Source organism: Sporosarcina sp. A2, from assembly GCF_050858885.1.
GTDB lineage: Bacteria > Bacillota > Bacilli > Bacillales_A > Planococcaceae > Sporosarcina.
In genome coordinates, this window is the sequence record NZ_CP193898.1 from 802,610 (window position 1) to 815,005 (window position 12,396).

Consider the following 12,396-nt stretch of genomic DNA (forward strand, 5'->3'; position numbering starts at 1 on the left):
GTGTTGGCTGATAAAAAGATCTTGTTATGCGTGACAGGAGGCATAGCGGTCTATAAAGCTGTCGTGTTGGTGAGTAAGTTGAGTCAGGCTGGAGCACAGGTGAAAGTAGTTATGAGTCGCTCCGCTATGCAATTTGTTCAACCCTTATCGTTTCAAGTAATGTCCAGGAATGATGTCTATTGGGACACATTTGACGAAAAAGAATCATCGGTTATTGCTCACATCGATCTTGCGGATTGGGCAGATCTCATTCTCGTTGCACCGACTACAGCGAATTTCATTGGAAAGCTAGCGAATGGTATCGCTGATGATATGCCTTCAACTATTTTGCTTGCAGCAACGGCACCTGTTTGGATTGCCCCTGCTATGAATGTCCATATGTACGAGCACCCTGCAGTTCTTCGAAATATCGATCGTCTGTACGAAGACGGCTATCGATTCATCGAACCTTCTGAAGGTTTTTTAGCATGTGGTTATGTTGGAAAAGGTCGCCTTGAAGAGCCTGAACGTATCGTTGAATTAGTAGATGCTTATTTCAATGAATCCCGCGATCTTCCGCTTGCTGGGAAGAAAGTAGTTGTAACAGCTGGTCCCACACTAGAGCGAATCGATCCTGTTCGATATATTTCAAACTTCTCAAGTGGGAAAATGGGGTATGCAATGGCACAAGCTGCCGTTGAGATGGGCGCTGAAACCATTTTAATATCCGGGCCTGTTTCGCTTGAATCACCTAAAGGTGTGAAACTCATTTGTATAGAAAGTGCTGCTGAGATGTTAGATGCTGTCTTGGATTATTATCAAGATGCGGATTACGTGGTGAAATCTGCTGCAGTTGCAGATTATCGCCCAATGACGGTACATGATCAGAAGATGAAGAAAAAAGATGGTACGGCATCGATTGAATTAGAACGTACCACGGATATATTGAAGACACTAGGAGCACAAAAAACAACACAACGACTCATCGGTTTTGCAGCAGAAACGACAGATGCGCTTACATACGGAAAAGGGAAATTGGAATCGAAAAATCTTGACTGGATTATTGTCAATGATGTCACTGATCCAAATGGCGGTTTCGGCAGCGATTCTAATGTCGTTACGTTAGTTTCTAGGGATGGAGTAGAACATCCATTTCCAGCGATGGAGAAAAAAGAACTTGCAAAACAATTGCTTAAAGCGATTGTCCAAGAAGGAAAACGTTCACTATGATTGCTGAAGTAATCGTGGACGTTGCAGCGTATCCAATAGACCGTCCATTTGACTACAAAATCCCGGAGCTATTCGCTGGATTTGTAGAGCCTGGGATGCGTGTGAAAGTCCCTTTTGGACCACGTAAAGTTGTCGGCTACGTAATTGCTGTGAAAGAAGAAAGTGATTTGGATATCGCTAAGTTGAAGCCATTGGAGGAACTGATTGATTTTGATCCTATTCTATCAGAGGAATTACTGAAACTATCTGAGTGGTTAGCTACAGATACGCTCGCTTACCGGATAGAAGCACTTCAAGTCATGTTGCCAGCAGCAATGCGTGCGAAGTATGAGAAGTTCATTCAAGTGGAAGACCTCCAAGCGATTACGGATGAATCATTTTTGGAATTACTTCATAAAAGAGATCGTATCCCGTTGAAAAATGCTAATACACCAGAGCTTTTGAAGCAATTAAAAGTGTATACAAAATCCGGGGCGGTTCGCGTAGATACATTGGTCAAGCAACAAACTTCGGTGAAAAAAGTACGCATGATTCATATTGAAAGCGTAGAAATTCTACAACAACTAACAGATTTACTTAGTAAGCAAGCGGTTAAGCAACGTGAACTCATCGAATGGATGCTTGAACACGCTGGACAAGCTATTGAAGCAGGAAAATTGATGGCGGATGCAAATGTATCCTCTCCTGTGCTGAAAACAGTGATAGAAAAAGGCGCAGCTATTGAGAAACAGACGGAAGTCTACCGTGAACCTGAAGCTGCAAAGCTACGCGATACGGCGATTCCTGAGCAGCTAACGAGCTACCAAACTCATGCTGTAGACGAAGTACTTCATGCGTATCGAAAGCAAGAGGATACTACATTCTTACTACATGGAATAACTGGTAGTGGAAAAACTGAAGTTTACTTGAGGACAATCGAAGAAGTGCTTGAAACTGGTAAAGAGGCTATTGTACTCGTCCCTGAAATCTCGTTGACTCCTCAAATGACATCCCGATTTATTGAACGCTTTGGGGACCAGGTGGCTGTTATGCATAGTGCATTGTCTGCGGGTGAAAAGTATGATGAGTGGCGCAGAATTCATCGAAAAGAAGTGAAAGTTGTCGTAGGTGCGCGTTCTGCAATCTTCGCGCCGTTTGAAAATCTAGGGATTATTATTTTAGATGAAGAACACGAATCGACATATAAGCAAGAAGACTCTCCACGCTACCATGCGAGAGATGTCGCGATTTGGCGCGCAACTTATAATCTATGTCCGGTCATTTTAGGAAGTGCGACACCTTCACTTGAATCATACGCACGTGCGTCTAAAGGAGTTTATCACTTATTAGAACTGCCGAAACGCGCAAAGGAACAGGCGTTGCCTACTGTAAGTGTTGTGGATATGCGCGCGGAGTTAAAAGAGGGCAATCGTTCCATGTTTTCCGTACAATTGGCGGAGGCAATCCGGATCCGATTGGAGAAGCGTGAGCAAACAGTGCTTTTTTTAAACAAACGGGGATTCTCCTCTTTTGTGCTATGTAGGGATTGTGGGACTACGATCCAATGCCCGAACTGTGATATTTCATTGACGTATCATAGAGCTACTGAAAATCTCAAATGTCACTATTGTGGGCATGAAGACCGCGTGCCCCAAACTTGCCCAGAATGCGAAAGTGAACATATTCGTTTCTTTGGGACTGGGACTCAAAAAGCGGAAGAGGAAATTGCTAAGTTGTTCCCCGAAGCGCGTGTTCTCCGTATGGATGTAGATACTACCCGCCAAAAGGGTTCACATGCTCGCTTGCTTCAGAAGTTCAGCGAAGGACAAGCGGATATTCTTTTAGGGACTCAAATGATCGCAAAAGGACTCGACTTTCCCAATATTACGTTGGTGGGAGTACTAGCGGCAGATACAACACTTCATTTAGCTGATTTCCGTGCTGCAGAAAAGACGTTTCAGTTGTTGACGCAAGTTAGTGGAAGGGCAGGTCGACATGATTTGGAAGGGGAAGTATTCGTCCAAACCTACACGCCTGAGCACTACGCAATTGAGCTTGCTAAATCTCAACTGTATGAGCCGTTCTATACAATGGAGATGAGTTCTCGTAAACAATTTGGCTATCCGCCGTTTTACTACATTGTTAATATTCAGTTTAGCCATGAAGACTTAATGAAAGTCGTTGGCTATGCAGAAAAAGCAACGCGGTTTTTATCGGAAGGTTTAAGTCCAGATAGTGTGATCATAGGGCCGACAGCATCTGCTATTAGTCGGGTGAATAATAGATATCGCTATCAATGTTTGATAAAATACAAAAAAGAACCGAAACTGACAGAGACGTTGCAAGCTCTCATCCGTTTTTACCGGACTGAGTGGATCAAAGACGGGTTAATACTCGCTGTCGATAAATCACCTGTCGTTATTTACTAAGCAGGTGTAAGAAAAGAGGAATCAGTTTGACTGTACTAGAAATTGTAAAATACCCAGCAGAAATACTTGAAACGAAAACTACTGAAGTGAAGAAGTTTGATCGTCAACTTCACAAATTACTCGATGATATGTTAGAAACGATGATCGCTGCTGATGGTGTAGGAATTGCTGCACCACAAGTAGGGCGTTCGATTCGTGCTGCAATCGTAGATATAGGCGAAGGAGATCCACCAATCGAGCTCATTAATCCTGTGATTACTGCCGTTGGCGGAGAAGATGTTGATTTGGAAGGATGTCTTAGCTTTCCAGAGTTGTACGGTGAAGTAAAGCGTCCATTCTTTGTACGTGTTGAAGCACAAGAACGAGATGGTTCGCTCTATGAATTAGAGGCAGAAAGCTTTGAAGCCCGTGCAATTATGCATGAAATAGATCACTTGGATGGTATTTTGTTTAATACAAAGATCAGTCGTATAGTCGATGCTTCTGAATTTGAACAATTGGACGAAGAACTCGTTCAACTCGAAAAGGAGGGTGAATCGAATGCATAGGCTATTATTCATGGGAACTCCTGATTTTTCAGTTCCTATTTTACGGATGTTACACGAAGAAGGCTATACAATTGTTGGCGTTGTAACGCAACCTGATAGACCGGTAGGACGCAAGCGTGTCCTCACACCTCCTCCTGTGAAAGCTGAAGCCTTGCGTCTAGGACTTCCAGTTATTCAGCCAGAAAAGTTAAGAGGGTCATCTGAGTTGGAAGAAATTAAAGCGTTAGCTCCAGACTTGATCGTAACAGCAGCGTTTGGTCAGATTTTACCGAAAGCTTTGCTTGAAGTTCCTAAGTTAGGATGCATTAATGTGCACGCTTCGCTACTACCTGCCTATCGTGGAGGTGCACCGATTCATCAGGCGGTGATGGATGGCTGTACTGAAACGGGTGTTACTATTATGTACATGGCAGAAAAACTAGATGCTGGTGATATCATTTCACAAGCGAATGAAACAATTTTGCCGACAGACGATACGGGTATGATGTTTGAAAAGCTATCTCGTACGGGAGAAAATCTATTAAAAGAAACATTACCATCCATTTTGGAAGGAACAAATGAACGGATTCCTCAAGATGAAGAACTGGTTACATTTGCGAAAAATATCTCACGCGAACAAGAGCGTATCGATTGGACGCGTCCGGGTATGGATATCCATAACCAAGTAAGAGGACTTTCTCCATGGCCAACAGCATATACAACATTCGGCGATGAAAACGTGAAGATTTGGAAGACAGAAGCAATGCAAACAGACAGTGAAGGCAAGCCGGGTGAAATTATCGAATTGACGAAAGAACATATTCTAGTGAAGTCCGGTGATGATACAGCAGTTGCGATTACGGAATTGCAGCCCTCAGGAAAAAAACGCATGACTGCATCCGTATTCTTAAATGGAACGGGTAGTCAGTGGGAAAAAGGAGATCTCTTCCTATGACAGCTAAGAAGAAAATAATGATGCAAGGGAACGTCCGCGATGCAGCCCTATCCATTCTGCTTGAAGTGAGTCGCAACCAAGCGTACAGCAATCTATTACTAACAAAAACAATGAAGTCTTATGCAATTAGAGAACAGGACAAGCCGCTGTTAACAAATTTAACTTACGGTACGTTGCAATATCGATTGACGTTAGATTATTATCTAGCACCATTCATTAAAGGGAAATTGGATGATTGGGTTCGTGAACTGTTACGTATGTCACTGTATCAGATTGTCTACTTAACAAAAATACCTCCACATGCTGCTGTAAACGAAGCAGTAGAAATTGCAAAAGTACGTGGACACAAAGGAACAACCGGATTAGTAAATGGAGTACTTCGCTCTGTATTGCGCCAAGGAGTCCGTTCTCTTGATGAAGTAACAGATGGAATTACACGTTTGTCATTAGAGACAAGTCATCCTGAGTGGCTAATTCGTCGTTGGATTGACCAGTACGGTATAGAAGTGACTTCAGAAATGGCACGTGCTAATAATGAACCACCAACGAATACGGCGCGTGTTAATATCGCACAGACAACTGTTGAAAAAGCGTTGCATCAGTTGAAGAGTGAAGGGGCAAAAGTAGAGTTAGGGAAAGTGGTACCTGAAGCAATCTATTGCCATTCTGGGAATGTCGCGAAAACCTATACGTATACGAAGGGCTGGTTAACTGTTCAAGATGAAAGCTCGATGCTTCCTGTCTATGCACTCGATGTGCATCCAGGGATGAAGGTACTTGATATGTGTGCAGCACCTGGAGGCAAAACGACCCAAATCGCAGAGCATTTAGATGATAAAGGAGAAGTGCATGCGCACGATCTTCATGAACACAAATTGCTACTAATCGAAGAGAATGCAGAACGTTTAGGACTAAAATCGATTTGGACATCAAGCGGGGATAGCCGCGAACTAAATTACACGTATGAACCGGATACGTTCGATCGGATTTTAGTGGACGCACCTTGTAGTGGTCTTGGAGTTATTCGACGAAAACCAGAAATTAAGTATAACAAGACAGAAGCAGATCTCGAATCGCTCACGAAAATACAATCAGAGCTACTTGAAATGGCATGGACACTCGTCAAGCCGGGCGGCAAGATTGTCTACAGTACGTGTACTGTTGATAAAACTGAAAATGAAGGCGTAGTATTGCAGTTTCTAGAACGCCATCCGGAAGCTGTGAAACTGGTGCCAGAATTCTTCGAAGAAGCAGGATTAGCTACACCGAACGGTATGTTACAAGTGTTACCACAACATTTCGGAAGTGATGGATTTTTCGCAGCCACTTTGCAAAAGCCAGCTGCTAACAACTAAAGAACGTACAGGGATGGGGGAAGCGCGATGCATTTCAGTGTACGAACGGATATTGGTAAGAAACGCACATTCAATGAAGATCAGGCTGCCGTATTCGTTCTTGAAAATGGCTATGTGTTAGCTGTAATTGCAGATGGCATGGGTGGACATCGAAGTGGAGATGTTGCTAGTGCAATGGCAGTTCGTTTGATGGGTGAACAGTTCAATGAGTTAGGGACGACGATTCCACAGTCTGCAGAAACCTGGACGGCTTGGTTGAACTCGATAGTTCGTGAAGTGAATCAATTGATTTTTGAAAAGGCGCAGTCTTCTTCAGAACACGAAGGGATGGGAACTACCCTCGAAGTTGCTGTTATTGCTGAAGGTAATTGCTACATCGCTCATGTAGGAGACAGTCGAGTCTATTCCGTTAAAGCAGATACGATTACGCAACTTACAAAAGATCATTCTTATGTGAATGCATTATTAGCAAGTGGTGAAATCACTGAAGAAGAGGCTGAAGTCCATCCTCAACGTAACTGGATTATGCGCGCTGTCGGTTCTGAAAAGGACATCGAACCTGAGTTTTATCATGTCGCATTAAATAAAGGAGACTATCTTTTATTGTGCACAGATGGTCTAAGCAACAAAGTGGACTCAGAAAAGATGCGTGAACTAATTACTGCTGATGGATCTCTTGATAAGAAAGTGAATCAGCTGATTGATTTAGCGAATGAAAGGGGAGGAGAGGACAATATCACTGCGGTATTGCTTGCCTCTACCGACCACGGAGCAGGTGTCTTATGATTGGGAATCGAATTGGAGGCCGCTATGACATCATCGGTACCATTGGTGAGGGCGGTATGTCTAAAGTTTATGTCGCTCACGATGTGATTTTGGATCGAGATGTTGCTATTAAAGTCTTGAATTATGATTTTGCGCACGAAGAAGAGTTGAAGCGTAGATTTCAACGCGAAGCTCTTTCAGCTACCAGTTTGACTCATCCTAACATCGTTAATATTTTTGATGTCGGAGAAGAGGGAGAACTTCACTATTTAGTAATGGAATATGTGAAGGGATTGACGTTAAAGCGCTTCATTTTGGAAAATGGTCCACTTGAACCTGCAAAAGCGATTCCTATTATGTTGCAACTTGTTGCGGCTATTTCAAATGCACATCATAACGGAATCATCCATCGGGATGTAAAGCCACAAAATATTTTAATGGATGAAGAAGGGCATGTGAAGATCACAGATTTCGGTATAGCTATGGCTCTTACAGCCACATCTCATACGAAAACGAATTCTGTACTTGGAACGGTCCATTATTTATCACCTGAACAAGCACGCGGCAGAATGGCTACAAAAAAATCCGATGTGTATTCACTAGGAATTGTCTTCTATGAGTTGTTGACTGGGAAACTACCGTTTTCAGCAGAAACAGCTGTTGCGGTCGCTCTCAAGCATTTACAAGAAGAAACGCCTTCTGTGCGTGCAGAATTCCCTTCGATTCCTCAGAGCGTAGAAAATATCATATTGAAAGCAACAGCAAAAGACGCAAGTCACCGATACGTTTCTGCAGATGAAATGTATGAAGATTTACGTACGGCACTTGAGCCGTCTCGGATGAACGAGCAGAAGTTTGCAATTCCGTTGTTTGACGAAGATGAAACAAGGGCGCTTCCAATTATAAAAGATGCCCCTAGTTTGATGGATTCTGAACAAACTGTGAAAATTGAACCAGTCCGTGTAGAGTCGGTTCAACTGCAGCAACAGCCTGCGAAAAAGAAACGTAAGAAATGGCCAGTTATTGCAAGTTTAGCAATCCTTATTGCCGCTATCGTTGCAGTGCTCTATATTACCGGAGTTTTTGACCAACAAGTAGCTGTACCGGACGTGATCGGTAAAGATGAAGCGGATGCGACTGCACTTTTAGAAGAACTTGGTTTTGTAGTCGATAACAAACTAGAGCAACCTTCTGAGGAGTATGAAAAAGGGGAAGTTTTCAGAACAATCCCTGAAGCGAAAAAAGAACGTGATAAAGGCAGCGCCGTGAAGTTATACGTGAGTACAGGCAAAGAGACGATGGCATTCAGTGACTATACAAATCGTGAATACAAGTCGATAAAAGAACGGTTGGGAATATACAAGTTCAAGTCGATTGAATCTGAAGAAACCTACAGTGATGAACCAGCCGGAACCATATTAGGTCAAGATCCCGAACCGGATTCTGAAGTAGTTCCTGGAGATACAGATGTCGTATTCACGGTGAGCAAAGGACCTGAAACGCGGAGCTTAGAAAGTTTAATAGGATTTACCGATGATCAGCTAAATAAGTATGCCATCACATCCGGTTTCAATATTGAAGTCGTTAAAAATAGTAATTCTGACACCATACCTGCAGGGCAGGTTATGAAACAAGAGCCATCCTCAGGTCAGTCGTTGCCTATAGGATCTAAAGTAAGTGTGACGGTATCAAAAGGACCTGCGCAAAAACCTACTAAGCTCTATGTTAAACGTGTGAAAATCCCTTATGAAGTAATAGAGGGCGACGACTCTTTAGAGGATGAGGTAAATCCACCACAAACGGTGCGTATTTATATTCAAGACCGTGAACATTCCATGACGGATCCTACTAAGGAATTTGAAATAACAGAAGATGTTGAAGAACAAATTACAGTTGAACTTGAAGAAGGCCAACGTGGTGGTTATAGAATTCTTCGAGGTACAACGGTCATTGAAGAAAAGACTTTTGACTATAAAGACATACAATAAGGATGGGGATTGGATGGCAGAAGGCCAGATTAGAAAAGCGATTAGTGGATTTTACTATGTGAAGTACGATGGTGGGACAGTGCGTTGTAGAGGAAGAGGCGTTTTCAGAAAGCGCAAGATCACTCCGCTTGTTGGTGATTGGGTAACATATGTACAAGAGGGTGTCGAAGACGCGACGATTACTGAAGTTCATCCGAGAAAAAACGAATTAGTACGTCCGCCTGTCTCCAATATTGACTTGGCGTTACTTGCTGTTTCGATTGTCGAACCGACTTTCAGTTTTAATTTACTGGATCGCTTTCTTGTCCTTGTCGAGTCCCATTACATTAAGCCAGTTATTTGTTTCACGAAAAAAGACAAAGCGAATGAACAAGAAGTTCAGGCAGCAGAAAAAGCTGCGGATTACTACCGTTCGATTGGTTATTCAGTTCTCTTGACGTCTATCGATGAACCAGGACTGATCGAAAAACTGCTCCCTTATTTAGAAGGGAATACAACAGTTCTTGCAGGGCAATCAGGTGTTGGGAAATCGACACTTTTGAATACATTGCTTCCAGGTCTGCTTCTTGAGACGGGTGAAATATCTGAAGCACTTGGACGTGGTAAGCATACGACCCGCCACGTTGAACTGCATGAAGTAGCAGGAGGCTTAGTTGCCGACACACCTGGTTTTAGTTCACTCGAGTTCGATACATTAGAGAAACAAGAATTAGGAAGTTGTTTCCCAGAATTCCTGGAAGCGGCGGAACAATGTAAGTTTAGAGGCTGCTTGCATTTGAAAGAGCCTTCGTGTGAAGTAAAAAGGCTAGTGGATACAGGAGAAATCCTGAAAAGTCGTTACACGCACTACTTACAGTTTTTGCAGGAAATAACCGAAAGAAAGCCGAGGTATTAATAGGATGATAAAAATAGCACCCTCTATCTTATCAGCAGATTTTGCAAAGCTTGGTGATGAAATTAAAGAAGTGGAACAAGGAGGCGCTGATTGGATCCATGTAGACGTTATGGATGGTCATTTTGTTCCGAATATTACAATAGGTCCGCTTATTGTTGAAGCCATTCGACCTGTTACAACATTGCCGCTCGATGTACATTTAATGATTGAAGAACCAGATCGGTATATTGAACAATTTGCAAATGCTGGTGCGGATTACATTACAGTACACGTGGAAGCTTGCCGTCATTTGCATAGAACGATTCAACTCATTCGTTCTCATGGAGCTAAGCCTGGCGTCGTGCTGAATCCACATACACCTGTTGAAACAATTCTTCATATATTGGAAGATATTGATCTTGTCCTATTCATGACAGTGAACCCTGGCTTTGGCGGTCAGAAATTCATTTCATCTGTCGTACCAAAGGTTCAACAACTATCTGACATCATTAAAGAACGTAACTTATCGATTGAAATTGAAATCGATGGCGGAATTACGCCTGAAACCATCGGTGTTTGTGTGGAAGCGGGAGCTACTGTCTTTGTTGCAGGCTCAGCAGTTTACAACCAACAAGATCGTGCAGCAGCTATACAAAAAATTCGTACTGCTGGAGAAAAGGCGCAAGGACTGTGAAGACAATTATAATTTGTGCAGGAGGGCCAGAGGAAGAAATTATCCCTCTGGCTCCTTTTTTAGAAGATGGTGCCGAGTTCATCGGAGCAGATAGAGGTACGCTTCGACTGCTTGCAGCAAATATCATCCCGATTGCTGCTATCGGTGATTTCGATTCAGTAAGTGAAGCAGAAATGAAAAAGATAGAAGCAACTGGGTGTTTTCTGGAAAAACGTTCCCCTGAAAAGGATGAAACAGATACAGAATTGGCATTGAGTTATGCTTATTCTAAAGAGCCAGATCGAATTATTTTGACGGGAGTTACAGGTGGTCGGTTAGATCACATGTTTTCCGTCCTTCAGCTTTTAGTTCGTAATGTAAGTCACATGAAATCTACCCAACTCATTATGGCGAATCGTCAAAATGAACTCACCTTACTTCAGAAAGGGACTTATACTATCGAGCACAACGAACAGTTTAAGTACCTCTCCTTTTACAGCATGACTGAAGCAGTCAAAGGATTGACCCTAAAGGGTGTGAAGTATGAAGTGTCTGGCGAGGAGATTATTTTTGGAGATACTCGCTTCACAAGCAACGAGATACTCGAAGCATCTTGTACTATCTCACTACTTGCCGGCATATGTTTAATGGTAAGGAGCTCAGATTCCTGAAAGGAGTGGGGAGTTGCGTATTTATACATTTACATTACCGAAGTTTGTAAGCGGAATTGTACGGAAGTGCATGGTCGTGTTTTCTAAAGAGGAGACAGCGAAAGCTAAACCGACCTCAACAGCATCAAAGAAACGTAAAAAGCGACATGAAAAAACGCCAGGCTGAACTTCAGCCTGGCGTTTTTATTGGTTGCGGTCTATTATACGCGTTGAACTTTACCTGATTTAAGTGCGCGGGCAGATACCCAAACACGCTTCGGCTTGCCGTTCACAAGAATACGGACTTTTTGAAGGTTCGCACCCCAGACACGTTTACTAGAGTTCATTGCGTGGGAACGATTATTCCCTGCACGTGCTTTGCGACCAGTAATTACACATTCCTTAGCCATTTTATAACCTCCTCGCGAATGATGATTAAGCGTTTCACTTATAATTCGCATACTAGATTAATTTATCATATCCATCTATACCTTGCAAGCTTTTTTCTCTGTTCTCTCAAGCAATTTTCCTTTACACGGTTTAGAAAACGCTTGCTTTCTTTTCTTATAGGCTTGTATATAGTACAATGTGAACAGTGAAACTGGATTCAGGAGGGATAACAGTATGTCAATTCAAATAGAAAACGATTATGGGAAAATTGATATAACGAATGACACCATTGCCCGGATCGTAGGTGAAGCTACAATTGAATGTTATGGAGTCGTAGGAATGGCTTCTAGGCATCAAATTCGAGACGGACTGACAGAAATTCTGAGAAAAGAAAACTTCGGTAAAGGTGTTATCGTAAAAAACGACGGTGCTGACACCCAGATTGATTTGTTCATAATTGTAGGATATGGAACGAAAATAACTGAAGTTGCCTACCAAGTACAATCCAAGGTTCAATACACACTTAAAAAAATACTCGGGATGAAAATCGGTTCCGTCAATATTTATGTACAGGGCGTTCGAGTGACGAACCTGTGAAGGAG

At 42.6% G+C, this 12,396-nt stretch carries 13 protein-coding genes; 12 read left to right on the forward strand and 1 reads right to left on the reverse strand.

What is annotated here, in order from left to right; translation table 11 throughout:
* The 11 genes from coaBC to spoVM are packed head-to-tail and all read left to right on the forward strand — an operon-like array spanning position 1 to position 11,591.
* Positions 1 to 1,209 carry a bifunctional phosphopantothenoylcysteine decarboxylase/phosphopantothenate--cysteine ligase CoaBC gene (coaBC, locus tag ACRPI0_RS03615; protein WP_432355876.1) on the forward strand — a complete coding sequence of 403 codons (1,209 nt, stop codon included), beginning with the start codon at positions 1 to 3 and terminating at the stop codon, positions 1,207 to 1,209.
* Positions 1,206 to 3,617: a primosomal protein N' gene (gene priA, locus ACRPI0_RS03620; protein WP_432354918.1), complete on the forward strand. Its 2,412-nt coding sequence runs from the start codon at positions 1,206 to 1,208 to the stop codon at positions 3,615 to 3,617. Before coaBC ends, priA begins: the two co-directional genes overlap by 4 nt.
* Before the next feature lie 26 nt (positions 3,618 to 3,643).
* A complete protein-coding gene (def, locus tag ACRPI0_RS03625) occupies positions 3,644 to 4,165 on the forward strand; it encodes a peptide deformylase (protein WP_432354919.1) in 522 nt (173 codons plus the stop codon).
* A complete protein-coding gene (gene fmt, locus ACRPI0_RS03630) occupies positions 4,158 to 5,099 on the forward strand; it encodes a methionyl-tRNA formyltransferase (RefSeq protein WP_432354920.1) in 942 nt (313 codons plus the stop codon). The genes def and fmt overlap by 8 nt, the downstream gene beginning before the upstream one ends.
* Positions 5,096 to 6,454, forward strand: a complete 1,359-nt coding sequence (gene rsmB / locus ACRPI0_RS03635; protein WP_432354922.1) for a 16S rRNA (cytosine(967)-C(5))-methyltransferase RsmB — start codon at positions 5,096 to 5,098, stop codon at positions 6,452 to 6,454. Before fmt ends, rsmB begins: the two co-directional genes overlap by 4 nt.
* Before the next feature lie 27 nt (positions 6,455 to 6,481).
* Positions 6,482 to 7,240 (forward strand): Stp1/IreP family PP2C-type Ser/Thr phosphatase, encoded by a 759-nt coding sequence (locus ACRPI0_RS03640; protein WP_432354923.1) that lies wholly within the window; start codon positions 6,482 to 6,484, stop codon positions 7,238 to 7,240.
* Positions 7,237 to 9,207: a Stk1 family PASTA domain-containing Ser/Thr kinase gene (gene pknB, locus ACRPI0_RS03645; RefSeq protein WP_432354924.1), complete on the forward strand. Its 1,971-nt coding sequence runs from the start codon at positions 7,237 to 7,239 to the stop codon at positions 9,205 to 9,207. The genes ACRPI0_RS03640 and pknB overlap by 4 nt, the downstream gene beginning before the upstream one ends.
* 13 nt (positions 9,208 to 9,220) lie before the next feature.
* Entirely contained in the window at positions 9,221 to 10,102 is an 882-nt protein-coding gene (gene rsgA, locus ACRPI0_RS03650) for a ribosome small subunit-dependent GTPase A (protein WP_432354925.1), read from the forward strand.
* A gap of 4 nt (positions 10,103 to 10,106) precedes the next feature.
* Positions 10,107 to 10,775 carry a ribulose-phosphate 3-epimerase gene (gene rpe, locus ACRPI0_RS03655; RefSeq protein ID WP_432354926.1) on the forward strand — a complete coding sequence of 223 codons (669 nt, stop codon included), beginning with the start codon at positions 10,107 to 10,109 and terminating at the stop codon, positions 10,773 to 10,775.
* Positions 10,772 to 11,425 (forward strand): thiamine diphosphokinase, encoded by a 654-nt coding sequence (locus ACRPI0_RS03660; protein WP_432354927.1) that lies wholly within the window; start codon positions 10,772 to 10,774, stop codon positions 11,423 to 11,425. The genes rpe and ACRPI0_RS03660 overlap by 4 nt, the downstream gene beginning before the upstream one ends.
* Before the next feature lie 13 nt (positions 11,426 to 11,438).
* Positions 11,439 to 11,591 (forward strand): stage V sporulation protein SpoVM, encoded by a 153-nt coding sequence (spoVM, locus tag ACRPI0_RS03665; RefSeq protein WP_432354929.1) that lies wholly within the window; start codon positions 11,439 to 11,441, stop codon positions 11,589 to 11,591.
* Between the two features lie 34 nt (positions 11,592 to 11,625).
* On the opposite strand, the gene rpmB is transcribed toward spoVM, so the two are convergent.
* Complete coding sequence (gene rpmB / locus ACRPI0_RS03670; protein ID WP_039041889.1) at positions 11,626 to 11,814, reverse strand: 50S ribosomal protein L28; 189 nt, start codon at positions 11,812 to 11,814, stop codon at positions 11,626 to 11,628.
* Positions 11,815 to 12,028: 214 nt separating this feature from the next.
* Between rpmB and ACRPI0_RS03675 the strand changes: the two genes are divergently transcribed.
* Positions 12,029 to 12,391: an Asp23/Gls24 family envelope stress response protein gene (locus tag ACRPI0_RS03675; protein ID WP_432354930.1), complete on the forward strand. Its 363-nt coding sequence runs from the start codon at positions 12,029 to 12,031 to the stop codon at positions 12,389 to 12,391.
* Positions 12,392 to 12,396: the final 5 nt, after the last annotated feature.